The 20,157-nt window shown below is 66.6% G+C and carries 21 protein-coding genes and 4 tRNA genes; 14 read left to right on the top strand and 11 right to left on the bottom strand.

Going from position 1 to position 20,157, the window contains the following annotated elements:
- The 6 genes from ABW137_RS06610 to pstB form a co-directional block, all read left to right on the top strand.
- On the top strand, positions 1-693 hold a 693-nt coding region (locus ABW137_RS06610), incomplete at its 5' end, for a winged helix-turn-helix transcriptional regulator (protein WP_526398117.1).
- Positions 690-1,589 carry a mycothiol synthase gene (gene mshD, locus ABW137_RS06605; RefSeq protein WP_526398115.1) on the top strand — a complete coding sequence of 300 codons (900 nt, stop codon included), beginning with the start codon at positions 690-692 and terminating at the stop codon, positions 1,587-1,589. The genes ABW137_RS06610 and mshD, both read left to right, overlap by 4 nt.
- Before the next feature lie 226 nt (positions 1,590-1,815).
- The gene (gene pstS, locus ABW137_RS06600; RefSeq protein ID WP_526398113.1) at positions 1,816-2,979 is read left to right on the top strand and encodes a phosphate ABC transporter substrate-binding protein PstS; all 1,164 of its coding nucleotides are present in this window, start codon (positions 1,816-1,818) and stop codon (positions 2,977-2,979) included.
- 49 nt (positions 2,980-3,028) lie between these two features.
- Positions 3,029-4,087: a phosphate ABC transporter permease subunit PstC gene (pstC, locus tag ABW137_RS06595; protein WP_526398111.1), complete on the top strand. Its 1,059-nt coding sequence runs from the start codon at positions 3,029-3,031 to the stop codon at positions 4,085-4,087.
- A complete protein-coding gene (gene pstA, locus ABW137_RS06590) occupies positions 4,084-4,995 on the top strand; it encodes a phosphate ABC transporter permease PstA (protein ID WP_526398109.1) in 912 nt (303 codons plus the stop codon). Before pstC ends, pstA begins: the two co-directional genes overlap by 4 nt.
- A gap of 9 nt (positions 4,996-5,004) precedes the next feature.
- Positions 5,005-5,781, top strand: a complete 777-nt coding sequence (gene pstB / locus ABW137_RS06585; RefSeq protein ID WP_526398107.1) for a phosphate ABC transporter ATP-binding protein PstB — start codon at positions 5,005-5,007, stop codon at positions 5,779-5,781.
- Here pstB and ABW137_RS06580 read toward each other — a convergent pair.
- On the bottom strand, positions 5,778-6,752 hold the full coding sequence (locus ABW137_RS06580; protein ID WP_526398105.1) for a quinone oxidoreductase family protein: 975 nt from the start codon (positions 6,750-6,752) through the stop codon (positions 5,778-5,780). The genes pstB and ABW137_RS06580 overlap by 4 nt on opposite strands.
- An 81-nt stretch (positions 6,753-6,833) precedes the next feature.
- Here ABW137_RS06580 and ABW137_RS06575 point away from each other — a divergent pair, with 81 nt between their 5' ends.
- A complete protein-coding gene (locus tag ABW137_RS06575) occupies positions 6,834-7,343 on the top strand; it encodes a MarR family winged helix-turn-helix transcriptional regulator (RefSeq protein ID WP_526398103.1) in 510 nt (169 codons plus the stop codon).
- Here the strand turns inward: ABW137_RS06575 and phoU are convergent.
- From phoU to ABW137_RS06555, 4 genes are all read right to left on the bottom strand, one after another.
- The gene (phoU, locus tag ABW137_RS06570; protein ID WP_526398101.1) at positions 7,340-8,005 is read right to left on the bottom strand and encodes a phosphate signaling complex protein PhoU; all 666 of its coding nucleotides are present in this window, start codon (positions 8,003-8,005) and stop codon (positions 7,340-7,342) included. The two genes, ABW137_RS06575 and phoU, sit on opposite strands and share 4 nt — an antisense overlap.
- Before the next feature lie 115 nt (positions 8,006-8,120).
- Entirely contained in the window at positions 8,121-10,241 is a 2,121-nt protein-coding gene (locus ABW137_RS06565; RefSeq protein WP_526398099.1) for an LCP family protein, read from the bottom strand.
- Between the two features lie 227 nt (positions 10,242-10,468).
- Positions 10,469-11,641: a tRNA dihydrouridine synthase DusB gene (gene dusB, locus ABW137_RS06560; RefSeq protein WP_526398121.1), complete on the bottom strand. Its 1,173-nt coding sequence runs from the start codon at positions 11,639-11,641 to the stop codon at positions 10,469-10,471.
- Positions 11,642-11,670: 29 nt separating this feature from the next.
- The gene (locus ABW137_RS06555; protein WP_526398097.1) at positions 11,671-12,675 is read right to left on the bottom strand and encodes an acyl-ACP desaturase; all 1,005 of its coding nucleotides are present in this window, start codon (positions 12,673-12,675) and stop codon (positions 11,671-11,673) included.
- Between the two features lie 225 nt (positions 12,676-12,900).
- On the opposite strand from ABW137_RS06555, the gene ABW137_RS06550 reads away from it, so the two are divergent.
- Positions 12,901-13,194: a hypothetical protein gene (locus tag ABW137_RS06550; RefSeq protein ID WP_526398095.1), complete on the top strand. Its 294-nt coding sequence runs from the start codon at positions 12,901-12,903 to the stop codon at positions 13,192-13,194.
- A 110-nt stretch (positions 13,195-13,304) separates the two neighbouring features.
- Complete coding sequence (locus ABW137_RS06545) at positions 13,305-13,724, top strand: hypothetical protein (protein WP_526398093.1); 420 nt, start codon at positions 13,305-13,307, stop codon at positions 13,722-13,724.
- 1 nt (position 13,725) lies between these two features.
- On the opposite strand, the gene ABW137_RS06540 is transcribed toward ABW137_RS06545, so the two are convergent.
- On the bottom strand, positions 13,726-14,319 hold the full coding sequence (locus tag ABW137_RS06540; protein ID WP_526398091.1) for a TetR/AcrR family transcriptional regulator: 594 nt from the start codon (positions 14,317-14,319) through the stop codon (positions 13,726-13,728).
- Between the two features lie 70 nt (positions 14,320-14,389).
- Here ABW137_RS06540 and ABW137_RS06535 point away from each other — a divergent pair, with 70 nt between their 5' ends.
- Positions 14,390-15,412 carry an oxygenase MpaB family protein gene (locus ABW137_RS06535; protein WP_526398089.1) on the top strand — a complete coding sequence of 341 codons (1,023 nt, stop codon included), beginning with the start codon at positions 14,390-14,392 and terminating at the stop codon, positions 15,410-15,412.
- A gap of 32 nt (positions 15,413-15,444) precedes the next feature.
- Here ABW137_RS06535 and ABW137_RS06530 read toward each other — a convergent pair whose 3' ends face one another.
- The 4 genes from ABW137_RS06530 to ABW137_RS06515 all read right to left on the bottom strand — a co-directional run bounded on the left by ABW137_RS06530 (position 15,445) and on the right by ABW137_RS06515 (position 18,894).
- Positions 15,445-15,945 carry a hypothetical protein gene (locus ABW137_RS06530; protein WP_526398088.1) on the bottom strand — a complete coding sequence of 167 codons (501 nt, stop codon included), beginning with the start codon at positions 15,943-15,945 and terminating at the stop codon, positions 15,445-15,447.
- 74 nt (positions 15,946-16,019) lie between these two features.
- The gene (pknB, locus tag ABW137_RS06525; protein ID WP_526398119.1) at positions 16,020-17,840 is read right to left on the bottom strand and encodes a Stk1 family PASTA domain-containing Ser/Thr kinase; all 1,821 of its coding nucleotides are present in this window, start codon (positions 17,838-17,840) and stop codon (positions 16,020-16,022) included.
- A gap of 116 nt (positions 17,841-17,956) precedes the next feature.
- Complete coding sequence (locus ABW137_RS06520; RefSeq protein ID WP_526398086.1) at positions 17,957-18,286, bottom strand: hypothetical protein; 330 nt, start codon at positions 18,284-18,286, stop codon at positions 17,957-17,959.
- A 101-nt stretch (positions 18,287-18,387) separates the two neighbouring features.
- The gene (locus ABW137_RS06515; protein ID WP_526398084.1) at positions 18,388-18,894 is read right to left on the bottom strand and encodes a MarR family winged helix-turn-helix transcriptional regulator; all 507 of its coding nucleotides are present in this window, start codon (positions 18,892-18,894) and stop codon (positions 18,388-18,390) included.
- A gap of 103 nt (positions 18,895-18,997) precedes the next feature.
- Here ABW137_RS06515 and ABW137_RS06510 point away from each other — a divergent pair, with 103 nt between their 5' ends.
- Positions 18,998-19,417, top strand: a complete 420-nt coding sequence (locus ABW137_RS06510; RefSeq protein ID WP_526398082.1) for a Rid family hydrolase — start codon at positions 18,998-19,000, stop codon at positions 19,415-19,417.
- A gap of 36 nt (positions 19,418-19,453) precedes the next feature.
- Here ABW137_RS06510 and ABW137_RS06505 read toward each other — a convergent pair.
- Positions 19,454-19,526: transfer RNA gene (locus tag ABW137_RS06505), tRNA-Lys, on the bottom strand.
- Positions 19,527-19,674: 148 nt separating this feature from the next.
- Between ABW137_RS06505 and ABW137_RS06500 the strand changes: the two genes are divergently transcribed.
- From ABW137_RS06500 to ABW137_RS06490, 3 genes are all read left to right on the top strand, one after another.
- Positions 19,675-19,747: transfer RNA gene (locus tag ABW137_RS06500), tRNA-Glu, on the top strand.
- Between the two features lie 32 nt (positions 19,748-19,779).
- Positions 19,780-19,856: transfer RNA gene (locus ABW137_RS06495), tRNA-Asp, on the top strand.
- Between the two features lie 48 nt (positions 19,857-19,904).
- Positions 19,905-19,981, top strand: a tRNA-Phe gene (locus tag ABW137_RS06490).
- Positions 19,982-20,157: the final 176 nt, after the last annotated feature.

Here is a 20,157-nt window from a genome sequence, read left to right as displayed (position 1 = left end):
TCGGCGCCCACCGAGGTGTCCTCATTGCTCGAGGCTGGCACCGCTGACATCGCCATCGTCGACGCCCGCACCGACCTCGCCGCGGCCCGAGGACTGTGCAGGCTGCTCGGCACGACGGGGACGTCGGTGCCCGTCGTCGCGGTTGTGAACGAAGGCGGACTGGTCGCCGTCAACGTGGAGTGGGGTCTCGACGAGATCCTGCTCCCGAGCACCGGTCCAGCCGAGATCGACGCCAGATTGCGATTGCTGGTCGGTCGCCGGGGCGGCGCCGCCGATCAGGAGAGTGCGGGCAAGGTGAACCTCGGTGAGCTCGTCATCGACGAGGGCACTTACACCGCACGCCTCCGCGGGCGTCCGCTCGACCTGACCTACAAGGAATTCGAGTTGCTGAAGTACCTCGCGCAACACGCGGGTCGCGTCTTCACCCGCGCGCAGTTGCTGCAGGAGGTGTGGGGCTACGACTTCTTTGGTGGCACTCGTACGGTCGACGTTCACGTGCGACGGCTGCGCGCCAAGCTCGGCCCCGAGTACGAGGCGTTGATCGGCACCGTCCGCAACGTCGGATACAAGGCGGTCCGGCCCGCGCGCGGGCGTCCGCCGGTGCCCGACGTCGATCTGCCCGACGACCCCGACGACTCCGACGCGTACGACCCCGAGCCGGCTGGTCTGGGCGACCCACTGCACACCCCGTGACCGAGATCTCTTGGCGGACTGAGCTCTCCGCTGACGATCAACGTCGCATCCGGGCGATCTTCGACGCCGCTGCGACGCACGACGGCATCGCTCCGGTGGGCGATCAGGTGCTTCGCGACCTATCCCATGACCGCACCAGACATCTGGTCGCCGAGGACGGTGGCAACGTCGTCGGGTACCTCGATCTGGTCCCCTCTACGGCCGACGCGCCCGCCATGGCGGAGGTCGCCATCCACCCGCAGGCCCGCCGTCGCGGCCTCGGGTCGAAGTTGATCAGGACCGCCCTGGCCGAGGGCGGGCCTGGCGCGCGGGTGTGGGCGCACGGCGATCTGGAACCGGCGCGCGCCACCGCTGCGGCGCTGCGGCTCGTCGTGGCTCGCGAACTGCTGCAGATGCGGCGGCCATTGGCCGACCTGCCCACAGCGCCGACACTCCCGGGGGTGCGCGTGCGCACGTATGCCGGCCCCGACGACGACGCCGAACTCCTGCGGGTCAACAACGCCGCCTTCTCTTGGCATCCGGAGCAGGGCGGCTGGACCGAGGCGGACATTGCCGAGCGACGCGGGGAGGCGTGGTTCGACCCGGCGGGATTGTTCCTGGCCTTCGACGAGGCGACCGGCGCGGACGGGCGACTGCTCGGCTTTCACTGGACCAAAGTGCACAATCCCGCCCTCGGCGAGGTCTACGTCGTCGGCGTGGATCCCGCCGCACAGGGCCGCGGCCTGGGCGCAACCCTGACGCTGGTCGGACTGCACTACCTGGCGGACCGGCTCGGCGCGGATGCGGCGGTCATGCTGTACGTCGAGGGCGACAACGCGGCGGCCGTGAAGACCTACCGGCGGATCGACTTCGAAGTCTTCAGCTCAGACGTCGCGTACGCGGCAGCTGACTCCTAGCGAGCTGCGCCGAGGCGCGGGCAGATAACTGGTTCGCGACGCCTGCGTAGGAACCGCTCCATTGGAGGAGCTTCGCCGGATCCGTGGCGTACACCCCCTGTTGGCCCCTCAGCTGTGAAGTCGCTGAGGCTGTTCACCGTTCGTTAACCCTTCGTCCGCGATCCGTCCACCGGGGCCGCATACGTTGCCGGAGAGTCTTGAGACAGACAAACCGAAAGTGGGATAAGTGAAGCTCAATCGCTTTGGCAGCCGCATAGGAAAGCCGCTTGGCGCCGTCGTTTCCATGACGGCGGTCGCCGCGCTGACGCTGACCGCGTGCGGCAGCGACGACAACGCCGGAACCTCGTCGAGCAGCGCGTCGGGATCGTCGTCGTCGTCGGCGGCTTCAGGCTCGGGTTCGGGTTCGGCCGACTGCGGGGGCAAGAACTCGCTGACCGCCGAGGGTTCGACGGCCCAGCAGAACGCCATCGCCGAGTTCGGCAAGGTGTGGGGCCAGGTCTGCTCCGGCAAGACCCTCTCGTACAACCCGACCGGGTCCGGCGCGGGTCGTGAGCAATTCATCGCCAAGCAGGTCGACTTCGCGGGCTCCGATTCGGCGCTGAAGGACGATCAGGTCGCGGCGGCCGCGGCGCGCTGCGGCGGCAACCCGGCATGGAACCTCCCGCTGGTCTTCGGCCCCGTCGCGATGGCCTACAACCTCGAAGGCGTCGACAAGCTGATCGTGAACGGCGACGTGCTCGCCAAGATCTTCCAGGGCCAGATCACCAAGTGGAACGACCCGGCCATCGCCGCGCTCAACTCGGGCGCCAGCCTGCCCGACGTGGACATCACGCCGGTCTACCGGTCGGATTCCTCGGGCACCACCGACAACTTCCAGAAGTACCTGGCCGCCGCGGCCCCGCAGTCCTGGACCAAGGACGCGGGCAGCGAGTTCCAGGGCGGCGCGGGTGAAGGTGCCCAGAAGTCGTCCGGCGTCGTCCAGGCCGTGCAGGCCACCCCCGGCGCCATCGGCTACGTCGAGAAGGGCTTCGCCGAGCAGGCGCAGCTGCCCTTCGCGCAGATCGACAACGGCGCGGGCGCCGTCGAGCTGACCGACGAGACCACCAAGACGGCCATCGACGCCGCCAAGTTCGCCGCCGAGGGCAACGACCTCACGCTGGACTTGAACTCGATCTACGGGACCAAGGAAGCCGGTTCGTACCCGTTGGTTCTCGCGACCTACGAGGTCGTCTGCTCCAAGGGCTACGACGCCGACACCGCCGCCGCCGTCAAGTCGTTCCTGACCGTCGCCGCCAACGAGGGCCAGGCCAACCTGGGCCCGGCGGGCTACGTTCCGCTGCCCGACGCGTTCAAGGAGCGTCTGCTCACGTCGATCAACGCAATCGCCTAGTCCACCTAGCGCGACGGGACCAACATGGTGAGGATGGGATCCAGACCGAATGAGCGATAGGGTCTCCGACGGGATAACAGTGACGACACCAAATCCAATCGGTGCGGGGTCGGGTGAAGCGCTGGCTTCACCCATCCCCGAACCGGATCCCATCTCGACCAACCCCAACAGGGGTGGCAAGGTCCGGCTGGGCGACAAGCTCTTCGGCGGGGCCGCCCAGGGCGCAGGCATCCTGATCGTCGTTCTCATTGCGGCGATCGGGGTGTTCCTCCTGTGGCGTGCGATCCCAGCGCTGGCGCGCAACGAGGAGAACTTCTTCACCTACGGCGGCAACTGGATCACGACCGACACGTCGTCGATGCACTTCGGCATCCTCGACCTGCTCCAGGTGACGGTGTTCGTCTCGGTGTTCGCGTTGATCCTCGCCATGCCCGTGGCGTTGGGCATCGCGATCTTCCTCACGCAGTACTCGCCACGCCGGCTTGCGGGTCCGCTGGCCTACATGGTCGACCTTCTCGCCGCGGTGCCGTCCATCGTCTACGGCGTGTGGGGTCTCTACGTGCTGGCTCCGGTGCTCAAGCCGTTGGCCCTGTGGCTCAACGAGAACCTCTCCTGGCTGTTCCTGTTCTCGACGGGCAATGCCTCGGTGGCAGGTGGCGGGACGATCTTCACCGCGGGCATCGTCCTGGCGGTGATGATCCTGCCGATCATCACGGCGGTCAGCCGCGAGGTGTTCATCCAAACCCCCCGCGGTCAGATCGAGGCCGCGCTGGCTCTCGGCGCGACGAGGTGGGAGGTCGTCCGGACCACGGTGCTGCCGTTCGGCATGTCGGGGTACATCAGCGGTGCCATGCTCGGCCTCGGTCGGGCGCTCGGTGAGACCATCGCCCTGCTGATCATCCTGCGGGGCACCCAGACCGCGTTCGGTTGGTCACTGTTCGACGGCGGCTACACCTTCGCCAGCAAGATCGCGGCCACGGCAAGCGAATTCAACGACCAGTACAAGGCGGGTGCCTACATCGCGGCGGGCCTGGTGCTGTTCATCCTCACGTTCGTGGTGAACTCGCTGGCGCGTGCCGCGGTCTCCAGGAGGGGCGCAAAAGCATGACGTCAACATTGGACCAGCCGGTCAAGGCGCCCACCTTTCAAGGCGTCAGCGCCAGGCGAAAGATCACCAACAACGCTGCGACGGTGCTGGTTTCGATCTCGGTGCTGATCGCACTGGTGCCTCTGATCTGGGTGCTGTACTCGGTGATCACCAAGGGGATCAGCGTTCTGTCCCTGTACTGGTTCACCCACTCGCAGTCCGGGATGACCGCCTTCGAGGCGGGCGGCGGCGTCTATCACGCCCTCATCGGCACACTGCTCCAAGGCGTGGTCTGCTCCATCATCTCGATTCCGATCGGCGTGATGGTCGCGGTCTACCTCGTCGAGTATGGCGGCGGCACGCGCCTTGGCAAGCTGACCACGTTCATGGTGGACATCCTGACCGGCGTGCCCTCGATCGTCGCTGCCCTCTTCATCTACGCACTGTGGGTGGCCACGCTCGGCTTCGAGCGGTCCGGCTTCGCGGTGTCCCTGGCGTTGGTGCTCCTGATGATTCCGGTCATCGTGCGGGCCACCGAGGAGATGCTGCGCATCGTGCCGATGGACCTCCGTGAGGCCAGCTACGCACTGGGGGTACCGAAGTGGAAGACGATCGCCCGCATCGTGATTCCGACGGCGTTGTCGGGCATCGTCACGGGCATCATGCTGGCACTGGCCCGCGTGATGGGCGAGACCGCGCCGCTGCTGATCCTGGTCGGATACGCGGCGTCGATCAACTTCGACATGCTCGGCGGTTTCATGGGATCGCTGCCCGGCATGATGTACGACCAGATCTCGGCGGGCGCGGGAGCCAACCCGGTTCCCACCGACCGACTGTGGGGCGCGGCGCTGACGCTGGTCCTCCTGATCGCCATTCTCAACGTCGGGGCGCGCCTCGTCGCCAAGATCTTCGCCCCCAAGAAGGTATAGGAGTCAGTCGTGGCCAAGCGTCTCGATCTCAAGGACGTCAACATCTACTACGGGTCGTTCCACGCCGTGGCCGACGTCGCGCTGTCGGTGCAGCCGCGCAGCGTGACGGCGTTCATCGGTCCGTCCGGCTGCGGTAAGTCCACCGTGCTGCGCACGCTGAATCGCATGCACGAGGTCATCCCCGGCGCTCGCGTCGAGGGGTCGGTGCTGCTCGACGGTGACGACATCTACGGGGCCGGCGTCGATCCCGTCGGCGTCCGCAAGACCATCGGCATGGTGTTCCAACGGCCGAATCCCTTCCCCACCATGTCGATTCGCGACAACGTGGTGGCAGGCCTGAAGCTGCAGGGGGTCCGGAGCAAGAAGGCGCTCGACGAGGTCGCCGAGCGATCGCTGAAGGGTGCCAACCTCTGGAACGAGGTCAAGGATCGCTTGGAGAAGCCCGGCGGCGGCCTTTCCGGTGGCCAGCAGCAGCGGCTGTGCATCGCCCGCGCGATCGCGGTGCAGCCCGACGTGCTGCTGATGGACGAGCCGTGCTCGGCGCTGGACCCGATCTCGACGCTCGCGATCGAGGATCTGATCTCCGAGCTCAAGCAGGACTTCACGATCGTCATCGTCACGCACAACATGCAGCAGGCTGCCAGGGTCAGCGATCAGACCGCGTTCTTCAATCTCGAGGCGACGGGCAAGCCAGGCCGGTTGATCGAGATCGACGACACCGAGAAGATATTCTCGAACCCGACGCAGAAGGCCACCGAGGACTACATCTCCGGTCGCTTCGGCTAGGGGACCAGCACGACCCGCGTTCCCGAGGGCTCTGCCGACGTCCAGGCGTCTGCGACGTCCGCGAGTGGCCGCGCCTGTGTGCTCAGCTGCAGTCGCCCGTCGGCGACCATGTCGAGCAACTTGGGCAGGCCCTCATTGCGGGCGCGCGCCATCACGTCCGGAGGCACGCTCCCGATTCCGATGCCGGACAACGTGATTCCGCTGCTGCGCAGCACCCCGGCGGGCAGGGTCAGTGTCATGCCCGCCATCGAGCCGATCTGCACCCACCGGGTGGCGTGATGGGTCGACGCCGGGTGGCTGTCGGCGAGCGCCTGCAACGTCTGCTGCGCGGGTTCGCCCCAGAGGTAGTCCAGGACCGCGTCGAACGGGCGTTCCGCGTGTAGTTCGGCGACGCGGCCTGCGAGGTCTTCGCTGCGCATCGCGATGGCGTCGTCGGCGCCCACCGTGCGCAGCCAATCGAGACGGGTGGTGTCGCGGCCCGCCACCACGACGCGCTCGGCACCGAACATCGTCTTCGTCAGCTGCACTGCCGTCGCGCCGGTCACGCCGGTGGCGCCGAGCACCAGCACGTGGTCGCCGGGCTTGACCGCCGCTCCGTATTCGAGCGCCATCCACGCCGACATGCCGGGATTGGGAATGGCTGCGGCGGTGACGGAGTCGACGCCTGCAGGGATCTCGAAGGCGCCGTCCTTGGCGACGAGCGTCCGATGTGCCATCATGCCGTGGCCGGGCAGCGCGACGGCGTACACCCGGCGGCCGTCCTCGAGTCGGGCGACGCCGTCGAAACCGGGTACGGTTGGGAGCTGAATTTGCTTGCTGGCGTAGTGCTTTCCCGATACCAGACCGCGGGTCAGGTTGGTCAGTGAGCTGGCCTCGACGTCGGCGACGACGGTGCCGCCCTGCGGCTCGGGGTCGGGGTAGTCGGAGTACGTCGGGGTGTCTCCCCACGCGTTGACCACTGCTGCCTTCATGACGTCCTCCATCGTTTCACCGAATATGGTTTCTATAGAAACAATGTACGGCGCGACCGTCGGGATGGCAAGATTGTTTCCATGAAAACCAAGTCTGAGCTGATCGCGAGCATCAACGAGATGGTCGGCGAAGTCGGGGACAAGTTCGATGCCGACGAGGGCGGGGACGCCGAGCGCGACTTCATCGCGGCACGCTGCCCGAAACGATTGGAGGACAAGGTCAGGGCACTGCCGACGATGTCCATGCACCTACTCGCCGTCCTCGCCGACGGCCCGGTGAGCATCGTCGGGTTGGCCGCCCGGTCACATCAACTCAAGGGCACCGTGTCCAAGCACGTCCAACGCTTGGTCGAGGCGGGGCTGGTCACCCGCACCCCGATCCCCGGCAACCGCAAGGAGGTGGAGTTGCGTCCCACCGCCGACGGCAACCTGATCGTCGACGCTCACCGGCACCTTCACGACGAGATGACGAAGGGGATGAGCGACTTCCTGTCCCACTACGCCAACGCCGAGCTCCAGGTTCTGGCAAAGGTGCTGCGAGATTTGCTGGCCGCCGAGAAGGTCGGGGTCAGGATCGCCAGGAGCGATTAGCTGGCCGAGATGACTTCCTCGTCGGGGAACCTGCCGGTGACCTGGAAGATCACTCGACGGGCCACCTCGACCGCATGGTCGGCGAACCGCTCGTAGAACCGGCTCAGCAGCGTGACGTCGACTGCCGCAGTGACGCCGTGCTTCCACTCGCGGTCCATCAGCACCGAGAACAGATGGCGATGCAGGTCGTCCATCGCGTCGTCGTCCTCGCTGATGCGGGCGGCCTTCTCGGGATCCCGGGTGACGAGTACCTCCTGAGCCGCCGCGCCGAGATCCACTGCCACGCGGCCCATTTCGGCGAAGTAACCGTTGACCTCTTCGGGCAGGGTGTGCTGGGGGTGACGGCGCCGCGCGATCTTGGCGACGTGCAATGCGAGTGCACCCATCCGGTCGACGTCGGCGACGATCTGGATGGAGCTGACGATCGCGCGAAGATCGCCCGCGACGGGTGCCTGCAGTGCCAGGAGGACGAAGGCGGCCTCTTCGGCGCGGATGCTCATTGCGGCGATGTGTTCGTGGTCGGTGATGACCTGTTCGGCGAGGGCCAGATCGGCCTGCAGCAGTGCCTGGGTGGAACGCTCCATCGCGACGCCGGCAAGCCCGCACATCTCGCCAAGCTGGTCGGTCAGGGCGGCCAGCTGCTCATGATAGGCGGTACGCATGTACCAAGCCTACGGCCAGAGGCACGGGATCGTCACGACCTCGAGGGTGAACGAAAGGTGAATGCCACCTGCCACGATGGTGCGCTGGACCTGCTCACTCGTCGTGTCGCCGCGCTCACTCGCAGCTGGTGTCGGCGGCGTTGGTAACCGTCAAGTCCTCTGGCAGGTGGCTGGGACTCGAGCCGCGGTCGTGTACGACCCTCACCTGGACCGACGAGCCGCTGGGGCTGGGGGCATTCACTGCCGAGAAGTCCGAGCCGAGCACTACGCGGATCACGTCGCCCATGCCGGACACCCGCTCGATGGTCGGATTGGAGAACGACGACGCCACCGTGGCGGCGGCCTGCTCGTTGCCCGCCGAGAAGAATACCGTCGTGGAGTCCAGCGGTCCCGGGTAGTCGTCGGGGGTCTCGACGTTGAAGCCGTGCTGGGTCAACTCGGTTGCGGCGGTCGACGCCAGGCCGTCCTCGCCGGTGGAGTTGGACACCCGCACCGTGACCTCGCCGGGGTTGGTCGTCACGGCGTCGACGACCTCGCCGCGGGCATCCAGCGGAGCGGGTGCGGCGCTGGTCGCCTCCGAAGTCTCGGGCACCGGGGTGTTGTCGGCGTTGCGCTCCTCGGGAAGCGGGTCGTCGTTGATGATCGCGTCGAACAGCGCGCGCATGTCGTCGGTGCGCGGAACCTCGTTGCCGTACTCGTCGGCGTACCCGACGGTGGGGATGGTCACGAAGGTGATGCGTCCGGCGTTGACGCCCTGCACGGACTGGCCGAGGTCGACGAGGTCCTTGGTCTGGATGTTGTCGACGTAGCTGTCGTTGATGAACATGTTGACGACGTTGTTGAGCTTGTTCAGGGAGAAGAACGTGTCCTTGGAGATCAACGAGCGCAGCAGCGACGACAGGAACAACTGTTGGCGTTTGATGCGGCCGTAGTCGCCGTTGGTCTCGGTGGTCACTTGGCGGGCCCGCACGTACTGCAGGGCGGTGTGCCCGTCGATGACCTGCCTGCCCGCGTTGGCCAGTACGGTCCCGAGTTCGTAATCCTCGAGCGGCGTCGTGCTGCAGACCTCGACGCCGCCGAGCGCGTCGACCATCTTGGCGAAGCCAGCGAAGTCGACGGCCATGAAGCGGTTGACCGAGAGGCCGGACAGCTTCTGGACCACCTTCACCAGACACTTCGGGCCGCCGACTGCGTACGCCGAGTTCAGCTTCGTCTCGGTGTAGACCTTCTCCATCCCGTACATCGGAGATTCTTCGTCGGTGATCGGACCGTATTCACCGGTCTGCGGATTCCAGGGCTCGCACTCCATTGGCGAGATCGACAGGTCGCGTGGGAACGATACGGCGACAACGCGTTTGCGGTTGGCTGGGATGTTGACCAGCATGATGGTGTCCGAGCGGGCGCCTGCCGCATCGTCGGTGGTGCCGGCTCCCATGTCGCTGTTCTGGCCGATCCGGCTGTCGGTGCCGACGATCAAGAAGTTCTCGTCGCCGAACTGCGCGTTGGGGTCGACGATGTCGCGAGAGTCGGGATCCAGCGCCGCCACCTTGTTGAGGCTGCTGTTCTTCGACGCCTGCCACTGCCACGCCGCGCCGGTCGTGGCCAGCGCCAGCACCGCGGCCAGTGCCACGGCCACCCGACCGGCGATCATCGCGGTGCGGCGGCCCCGATGCGACGGTGCCTTCGCGGGCTGTGCCGTCTCGCCGACGCGTTCGGGGACCGCCGGTTTGTTGACGGCGACGACGCGCCGCCCCGAGAGCACCGGCAGGTCCGAGGCGTGCGCAGGTAGGACGGGGATGACTTCGGTCTGCGGGTCGTAGGCGGGGGTGTCGTCGAGGTCGGGAGTGTCCTCCACGAGGTGGGAAGTGTCGTCGAGGTCAGAGGTGTCGTCGAGGTCGGGGGTGTCCTCGAGGCGGGAAGTGTCGACGTGGGGAGTGTCGAGGCGGGAGGTGTCGTGGTGACGCGTCGGTTCGTCGCGGGCCTTGGGCTCGCCCGAGACCTTGGCGATCAGGTCGGCGACCGTGACCCCGTCGGTGTGATTGCCAACGGGAGGAGAAAGCGGAAGTCGTGAGCGCTCCCACGGCGCGGCGCCTGGCTTCGATCTCTCGGATCGGGTAAGCCATTGATTGTCGGCGCTGGCGCTCTTGGAGTTCGCGTCCTGGGTGTTGCCGACGTCCTCGCCGTCGGCCGATCCTGGTGACCGATGACCGGGAGCGGCGTTGTCGCCGTCACTCATGTCCTACCGGCCTCCGGACTGTCGGGAGCGGCGCGCCGTCCGGCGCAGCCATTCTCCAGTTCGCGTGCGTGCTCCTAGTCTTGTAGCAGCACGTCGAGGGCTCCGCCAGTCGGCGCCCGTCGTAGATGGAATCTCATCGTACTGAGACAACCTGAGATGGAGCCAGTCCGCGGATGTCTCCAAACCGTCTCGGTGCCATCTCGGCGCCGTTTCCAACCGGGTTTCGCTCAGCCTCCGGAGTGCATGACGTCTGCGCCGGAGGGCACCGTGCAATCGTCGGGGTCGTTCAACCAGCCCTCGGGAAGGGTCACCGAGCCTGGTGAGCCCTGGCGACCCCTTGGGCCTTCCGCCGCAGCCGGGAAGGGCACGTCGGGATCGAGTTGGGCCAGCAGGTCGTCGAGTTCGCCGAGCGTCTTGACCAGCGCCAACGCCCGCCGAAGGTCGGCGCCGGCGGGGAAGCCGTGCAGGTACCACGCAACGTGCTTGCGGATGTCGCGCATGCCCTTGTCCTCACCGAAGTGGGCGGCCAGTAGTTCGCCGTGACGTCGGGCGATGGCGGCGACCTCGCCGAGCGTCGGCGGCACCGGGGGTTCGACGCCGTTGAACGCCGCGGACAGTTCGGCGAAGAGCCAGGGCCTGCCAAGACACCCGCGGCCGATGACGACTCCGTCACATCCGGTGGCGGACATCATCTTCAGGGCGTCGTCGGCGACGAAGATGTCTCCGTTGCCCAACACTGGAATGCCGGTGACGTGCGCCTTGAGCTCGGCGATCCGATTCCAGTCGGCGGCGCCCGAATACCGCTGCGCCGCCGTGCGGGCGTGCAGGGCGACGGCGGCGGCACCCTCCTCGGCGGCGATTCGGCCCGCGTCCAGGTGGGTGTGGTGGGCGTCGTCGATCCCGATCCGGAACTTCACGGTGACGGGGACGCGGCTGCCTTCGGTGGCGCGGACTGCCGCCGCCACGATCTGGCCGAACAGCTTTCGCTTGTAGGGCAGGGCGGCGCCGCCCCCTCGGCGGGTGACCTTGGGGACGGGGCAGCCGAAGTTCATGTCGATGTGGTCGGCCATGTCGTCGTCGACGATCATCTTCGCCGCGGCGTAGGTGGTGTCGGGGTCGACGGTGTAGAGCTGCAGTGACCGCGGCGATTCGTCGGGTCCGAACGTGGTCATGTGCAAGGTCGCCGCGTTGCGCTCGACGAGGGCGCGGGCGGTCACCATCTCGCATACGTAGAGGCCGCTCACGGTGCCGGCGCGGGCGAGTTCGAGCTCGCGGCACAGGGTTCGGAACGCGACGTTGGTGACGCCCGCCATCGGGGCGAGCACGACGGGACTGCGCAACGCGAACGGCCCGATCTTGACCCCGGGGGCTGGAGCGGAGCGACTGGGGGGATGGTCCAGGGCAGACCGGGCCGAAGCGCGTTCTTCGGTTACGACGACGCCGATGTCGTCACCAGGAGGTTCTTCATGGCCTTCTTCTCGGCCATCTTGCGCTCGCGCTCGAGGCGGCGTTCCTTGGCCACCTCGAACTTCACGCACGTCTCTTCGAGTTCCTCGACCAGCTTGCCGAGATCGTCGCGCATCTCGGCGGCCTCGCCGGTGAAGTCCTCGCGCTCGAAGATGCGCCACTTCTTCAGCACCGGCATGACGACGTCATCGAGGTGGATGCGGGGATCGTAGACGCCTCCGACGGCGATCACGACCGCCTTGCGGCGGAACTCGGGCACCGTGTATCCGGGCATCTTGAAGTTGCGCAGCACGCGGTGCAGGGACTTCATCGCCTGGTTGGGCGCCATGTCCAGGCCTGCGGCGCTGACGTCACGGTAGAAGATCATGTGCAGGTTCTCGTCGGCGGAGACGCGCTGCAGCAGCTGGTCGGCGACGGTCTCTTGGCATGCCTTGCCGGTGTTGCGGTGTGACACGCGGGTGGCGAGCTCCTGGAACGTCACGTAGATGACCGAGTCGAAGAGGCTCTCGGCGAACAGATCGCCCTGCTCGCCCTGGCCGGGGCTGAAGCCGCGAGTGACCTGCTCGATGCGGAGTTCTTCCAGCTCGAAGGGGTCGATCGCGCGGGTGACGACCAGGTAGTCGCGCAGGGCGATGCCATGCCGGTTCTCCTCGGCGGTCCAGCGGTTGACCCAGAAGCCCCACGGACCATCCATGCTGAAGTTCATGGCGATCTCGCGGTGGTACGACGGCAGGTTGTCCTCGGTGAGGAGGTTCTGCAGCATCGAGACCTGCGCCACCTCGGACAGCTTGGACTGCTCGGGATCCCAGTCCTGGCCGCCGAGGGCGTAGTAGTTCTTGCCGTCCGACCACGGGATGTAGTCATGCGGGTTCCAGTCCTTGCGCATCCGCATGTGCCGGTTGATGTTCTGCTCGACGACGGGCTCGAGCTCGTGCAGCAATTGCAGGTCGGTCAGATCGGTCGACATGGCCAATGTCCTCCTCGCGTGCGTGGAACTCTCACAGTTATCTGTATCTGTTGGTAGCACTCAATATATCTGTGTACCCCGGTGACATTCAAGTTCTACGTCGCGGGGTGTCGCGGCTCCGCCATCGATGATGGCGGCCTACGGGGTAATATCCGCGGCGACACACGCCCAATCCGGCAAACTGTTGCCCAACGTGAGCTCAACCGAGGAAAGGTCGCTACGCACATGAAGAAGGTCCTGGTTCTTGGTGTTGGTGCGATCGGTTCCGCCGCGATGGCGCTCGGCATGGGCAGCGGAGTTGCCACGGCTGACGACGCCGTCGTCGGGCAAACGTATGCGGATGCGAAGGCGGCGCTCAGCGAGCAGGGGATGGCGGCCGTGGTGGCGACGTCGATCGGGGGCCGCAAGAACTTGGACGAGTGCCTCGTCACCAGCGCGAGCGCCGCCCCGTCGATCGACGGTTTCGGTGGCCAGCGGGCGGGCACGATGCTGGTCAACTTGAACTGCTCGGCGAAGTAGTTGGCGAAGCGCCTGCCACCTAGTCGGCCGAGGTGCTGCGGCCGCTCGCGGAAGTCGGTACTATCCCCGCGAACAAGGCTTTCCGACTCCGTGGACAGATAGGGCTAGACGTGAAGAAGCTCATCGTTGTTGGTACCGGCGCCATTGGCGCGCTGGCTGTGTCGGCCCTCCTTGGCGGTGGGGTCGCCTCGGCGGACGACTACGCCGGCCAGACGTACTCGGATGCGTCTTCGGCTGCCAGCGACTCGGGTCAGACGGTCGTCGTGGCCGCGCGCGTCGGCGACAAGCTCGACGAGGGCGACTGCATCGTGACGCGCTCGCAGTCCGCCCCCTTCGCCAGCGCCAACGACGGCGCCCACGTGTCGGACACCGTGCAGTTCTACTTGAACTGCAACGGCGGGGTCGCATCGGCCACCACTCCTGGTAACTCGATGGGTAGCGAAGCGGGTCGGGCGGCCAAGGCAGCCGAGGAAGAAGCGGCCGCGCAGGAGGAAGAAGAGCTCGCCGCGGTCAGTACCCCTGACGAGTGAGCTAGTTGCCCAGCTGGGTTGACGCCCTGCTGAGCAGCATGTCGATGCAGTAGTCGACGAACTGCTCGCGGGTCGTCGCCAGGCGGCCATTGAGGTAGGCCGTGAACAGCGCCGTCAGCGCCCCGACCAATCCCGTCGCGACCATGGCTTGGATTGCGGGATCGCTGATTCGGGTGAGCTTGTGCTGCAACAGTTCGATGAAGCTGGGCATCCATTCGGCCCCAGACTTGGTGAGGACGGGCTCGCGCTCGGGTGCGATCAGTAGCACCCGGCCGCGCACCGGATCGTCGACCATCAGCGCGACGAATCTCTCGACGGCCTCGCGTGGCGTTGCCGACGACGTCAGGGCAGCCATCGCGGCCCGGCACACGTCGTCGTACACGGCGCGGACGAAGTCGTCGCGATCGGTGAAGCTCTCGTAGAAATAGCGTTCGGTCAGGCCGGCGACTCGACAGACGGCGCGCACCGTGAGTGCCGAGTCTGATTCGCCGCCAAGGAGATTCACTCCGGCCGCGATGAGGTGGTCCCGTCGCAAGGCCTGGCGGTCCTCTAGCGGGACACCGGACCAGCGGCCCCGTCGTTGACCGGAAGGCACATCACTCCTAAGCTCGCACTGACAACGGTCGTAGTCAGAATGCGGTTCTGGCCCTCGTGGAAGGTCGCCAGTGACTCAAGATACGTCTGGGGGCAGCCCGCTGACCACCGACTCCGACGACCGGCCTGCACCGCGTGTCGCGGCAGGCTGCCCCGTGTCGCACATCGGCTACGACGCGCCCCCGTCTCCGCTGGGCCCTGATTCGCTGACCTGGTCGATCTTCGGCGACTGGCGCGGTCTGCTTCAGGGGCCGTGGGCAGGCTCGATGCAAAACATGCACCCGCAGCTGGGTGCCGCCGTCGAGCAGCACTCGATCTTCTTCCGGGAACGCATCCCGCGCCTGCTGCGTTCGCTGTATCCGATCGGCGGCGTCGTGTTCGACGGCGACCAGGCACCGACCACCGGAGCGGAGGTGCGCAACTACCACGTCGCCATCAAGGGCGTCGACGCCCAGGGGCGCCGCTACAGTGCGCTCAATCCCGACGTCTTCTACTGGGCACACTCGACCTTCTTCGTCGGGACCATGCTCACCAAGGAGCGCTTCGGCGGTGGCATCACCGAGGCGCAGCGGCGCCAACTCTTCGCCGAGCACGTCGAGTGGTACCGGATGTACGGCATGAGCATGCGGCCAGTGCCCGAGACGTGGGAGGACTTCCAGGTCTACTGGGATCACATGTGCCGCGAGGTGCTCGAGAACAACTACGCCGCACGCGAGGTGCTCGATCTGTCGTCGATGCCCAAGCATCCCTCCCTGAGCTGGATACCTGACCGGCTGTGGGCGCTGAACCTCAAGCTGTCGGGCCCGTTCGTCGTATGGGTCACCGTCGGCCTCTACGACCCCGCCGTCCGGGAGTTGATGGGGTACACCTGGTCTGCCCGCGACGAATGGTGGCACCGTCGCTTCGGCGGCCTGGTGAACCTGGTCTTCAAGGCAGTGCCGAGGCGCAGGCGGATGCATCCCCGGGCCCGCGCAGGCTGGGATCGTGTGGCCGGCCGCATCCCCGCCGACTCACCGGTGGTCCACACGCCCGCGCGCAACCTTCCGCCCGTCGATCATCGCGACAACCCGATGCACTACAGCCCGAAGGTCTGACAGGGTCTGACAGGTCTGACAGGTCTCGGGCGTCACCCGGCGCAGCGGCCGTCGGCCCTCTCCTCGGCGACGATCTGCGTCACGGGCTGCCCGAGGTGACCGGCGAAGTCGTCGGTGGGCTTCATGACCCAGCGGCCGCTCTCGTAGAGCATCACGCGGAAGTATTCGACGTCGCCGACGTTCATGCGGACGATGGCCTCGTCGTCGCCCTCCATCCGGAACCCGGTGACGCTGATCGAGGAGTCCGCCTTCTTGCACGTCTTATAGAACGCCACGAAGTCGTCCTGGGAGATGCCGTCGCGCACGGTCTTCGCCATGAGCTCCCAGACGCCCGCGAAGTCCCCGGCCGTGAAGCGATCCAGGTTCTCCTGAGCGGCGACCGTCGCCGCCCCCAGCGTCCGGTCTTCGAGCGTGACTTGACCAATCGTGGGCCGGGCCGAGGTCGCGTGTCCGACGACGGCGCCGGACGTGCTGCACGAGCAGCAGACAATCAACAACAGCCCCGTCGCCAACAACGCAACGAGCGATCTCATTCCCGTGAGGGTAAGGGTGTACTCGGCGGTAGGCACGTCCAACGACCAATCTGATTCGAAATGCGCGCGGAACGCTACGCCCCGAACGTCAGCTTGATGATGGCGTCCTTCCTGGTCGGGGTGTTCGGTGCCGGGGTTTGGGCGATCACCTTGGCGCGGTTGCCGTCTCCCGCGGGGATCTGGTCGTTGTCCGGCACGCCCGTCCACCCAAGGCCCTGCAGAAGGGGCAGGACGTCGTCCCAGAACCTGCCCGTCACGGTTGGCATCACGAACTGATTGCCCTTGGAGACCTGAATCTGGATCGGCGTGTCGACCGAGGCGGATTCGCCTGCCGCGGGAACGGTGCCAACGACCTGGCCGGCGGGTGCGATGCCGTCGACGTCGAGCGTGGGGGTGTTGAGGAAGCCGAAGGCGTTCAGGTTCTGCCGCGCCACGTCCGCCGTCTGGTCCGCGACGACGGGGACCTGCTTGCTGTCCGGTCCCGAACTGACCTCGACGACGATCTGGTTGCTCACCGCCGACGTCTGACCTCCTGCCGGAACGGTACCGATGACCTGGTCCTTGGGTACGGTCGTGGAGGCCGAGCTCCTTCGGGTGACGGTCTCGAATCCGGCATCGTTGAGCTTGGCTTCGGCCTCGGCGTAGCTGAGCTGCGCTACGTCGGGGACGGTCTGTTGCCGTGAGCCGCTCGACACGTTGATCGTGATCTCGTCGTCGAGTCTGGCGTCGGTGTTGGCCGCGGGGTCGGTACCGATGACGTGGCCGACGGCGATTTCGTCGTTGGTCTCCTCGTTCACGACGGTCTTGAAGCCAAGCCCGCGCAGTGACTCCTCTGCCGCGGTCTGGTCCTGGCCGGCCAGGTTGGGCACCTGTTTGCTGGGGCCTCCGACGAACGCGTTGATCGAGAACGTCGCGACGACGGCGAGCACGGCAAGTACGGCGGCGACGACGAGCCAGCGACGTGTCGCCCCACCCCGTCGGCCGAGGGTCGGGGACGTCGAATCGTCGTCGTGGTCGGTGGTGCGCACCTTCGGCGGCTTCGGTGCCTGGGGGGCCTGTCCGGTGCGGACGCGGATCAGGTCGGCGCGCATGTCGGCGGCGCTCTGGTAGCGCTCGTCGGGTTTCTTCGCCAGTGACTTGAGGACGACGGCGTCCAGTTCCGGTGACAGGTCCGGGTTGTGCTTCGACGGTGGCGAGGGCTTCTTGCGGACGTGTTGATAGGCCACCGATACGGGGGTGTCGCCAACGAATAGTGGCTTGCCCGTGAGGATTTCGTAGAGAACGCACCCTAGCGAGTAGACGTCGGAGCGGGCGTCGACCTTGTCTCCGCTCGCTTGTTCTGGGGACAGGTACTGGGCGGTGCCGATGACGGCCGCGGTTTGCGTGAGGCTCACCCCGTCGTCGTGAAGAGCCCGGGCGATGCCGAAGTCCATCACCTTCACCGCGCCCGCCTTGTTGATCATGATGTTGGCGGGTTTGACGTCGCGATGGATGATGCCGTGCTGGTGGCTGTAATTCAGGGCCTGGCAGGCGTCGGAGATGACCTCGATGGCGCGGCGCGGCTCGATGGGGCCGCTACGGTCCAGGACGTCGCGCAAGGTGACGCCGTCGACGTACTCCATCACGATGTAGGGCACCGGGCCGCCGGCCGTCTCGGCCTCGCCGGTGTCGTGCACGGCGACGATCGCGGGATGATTCAGCCCCGCCGCGTTGCGTGCCTCGCGGCGGAAGCGGAGAAGGAAGTTGGGGTCGCGGGCGAGGTCGGCGCGCAGCACCTTGACCGCGACGTTGCGGTGCAGGCGGAGGTCGCGCGCGAGGTGGACCTCGGACATGCCGCCGAAGCCGATGACGTCTCCGAGCTCGTATCGTTCCGACAGGGGCTGGGGAAGGGTCATCGGGGCGTCCAGACCCGGTTCGGGATGGTGGGCGTCCCCGCTTTCGACGTCCATTTGCGACCGGTCACCCAGTCAGCTTACGAACTGACGGGTGTCGGTCGTGCCCCGCGGCCTGTCTAGCAGGGGTGCGGAATGAACAACGCCCAGCACGTATTGGGTGGCTGCCAGGGGGCGGGCGGAGGCGGGTCGATGCCCTCGAACACCGTCGGGGACACGTTGCCCTGCCCGTAGTTGACGTAGTGGAAGGTGTGGCAGACGTTCCAGTCCCAGTTCGGCCTACCGTCCGCCGGGGTGTTGAAGCCGCCGCCGTAGCCGCCGGGGTCATCTCCGGGGCACCACTGGTAGGGGCCGCCTGCCTGGGCGATGCCCGCGCCGAGCCCCAAACCAGCCAGGCCAAGCGCGCCGGAGACCAGTGCCGTCATGGTCAATCGCGAAAGTCGGTTCATGATCTGTCCCCCATCTCGCGGGCTCCGTCCGGATGGCGTCGCCCAGTGGGTTGAGTACAGACCTCGCGGACCGCTACCGATCCCAAGATTGCAGTTTCGGGCTAGCTGAACTCAGTGGGTCGGATCCGCATCTTCGCGGCGATGCGGATGAGGGCCTCCTTGTCGGCCGCGTCGAGGGGATCGAGGACGAGCTCCCTCACGGTCCGAAGGTGTACCGGCGCCGCACCGACCACGATCTCGTACCCGGTGTCGGTGAGGGCGGCGATCGTGTAGCGCCCGTCGGTCGGATCGGGGGAGCGCTCGACCCATCCGCGCTGCTCGAACCGCTTGACCACGTTGGACAGTCGCGATAGGGACCCGTTGGCCAGGAAGGCCAGCTCGCTCATCCGCAGCCGGCGGTCCGGGGCCTCCGAGATGTGGCTGAGGGTGAGGTACTCGAAGAGCGTCAGACCGGCCTTGCTCTGGAGCGGGGACTCGAGCCGCCCCGGCAGCAGGAGCACGAGCGAGACCAGGGCGGTCCAGGCGTCCTTCTCGTCGAGGGTCAGCCACGGAATGTCGTCGGGTCCGTCCGCGCGGGACTCCGGGACGGAGGCCGCATCGGTGGGCATGGTTCATGCTAACGAGCTCGTCGTCACTTTACGCATGAAGTAATCGGCGCTATTATTACTTCATGCTTGAACTCAAGCGTGAAGTAAGACGAGAGGGAAGCCCATGAGCACCGAATTCTTCGCAACACCCGGATACGGCGACACGCAGCTGGCCAACATGCGCTATCACCAAGCCGTTCGAGTGGGGGACCGCATCGACACGTCGGGCCAAGGTGGATGGGACGACGACTTCAACTTCCCTGACAGCCTCGAGGACGAGATCGTTGCGACCTTCGACAACGTCGAGAGGACCCTGGCCGAGGCCGGGGCCACCTGGCGCGACGTGATCGCGGTGGATTCCTACCACGTCGTCACCGACGGCTTCGACGACCACAACCGCGTCATGGTCGAGCAATTCCGCAAGCGCATGGGCGACCGCGCGCCCATCTGGACCGAGATCGGCGTGACCGCTCTCGGGGCCCCGAAGATGCGCATCGAAATCCGGGTCACGGCCGTCGTCGCCCCCGCCGCCCGAACGCGATGATGCGAGGCGAACGTTCACCACTGGAGCAAAAGAGGGTGCCCCCACCAGGGCTCGAACCTGGGACCTGCGGATTAAAAGTCCGTAGCTCTACCAACTGAGCTATAGGGGCGCGGAGCAATACGATACTTGGCCGACGCAGGCCCGACGGTACCGGAGCGGTGCCCGGGGCCCGTTTGAGGAATCGGGGGTCGGTACCCTAAGCTATCGAAGCTCCCAACGCGTATGCGTCGCGAGTACCCCGGAGAGATTCGGATTGGGCCCCCATCGTCTAGTGGCCTAGGACGCCGCCCTTTCACGGCGGTAGCACGGGTTCGAATCCCGTTGGGGGTACGCGCGACGACCGCGAGGGAGTCGCACAGTAAGGCCCTGTGGCGCAGTTGGTTAGCGCGCCGCCCTGTCACGGCGGAGGTCGCGGGTTCGAGTCCCGTCAGGGTCGCCAAACGGCGAGGCGTTGTTCCTTCCACCCCGGTGGAAGACCGTGCCGTCCGGCCAGGTAGCTCAGTTGGTACGAGCGTCCGCCTGAAAAGCGGAAGGTCGCCGGTTCGATCCCGGCCCTGGCCACCACTATTCACTTGATGACGGTGGTTATCCGAATATCTGGGGCCGGTGCTGACGAGGCCCCGATGACCCAGAGTGACCCATTCCAGAACCAATCACCCGCGCGGGCGACCCCGTTGCCCCCGTCGTGGGTCGCGCTGAAGCGTCGATGGCTCGTTGGAATCAGCCCGGCATCGAGATGG

This window comes from Mycobacterium sp. (assembly GCF_040509115.1).
In the GTDB taxonomy this organism is placed as follows: Bacteria; Actinomycetota; Actinomycetes; order Mycobacteriales; family Mycobacteriaceae; genus Mycobacterium.
Note: the sequence above shows the minus strand (reverse complement) of the source record. Positions and strands in the feature narration are given on the sequence as shown.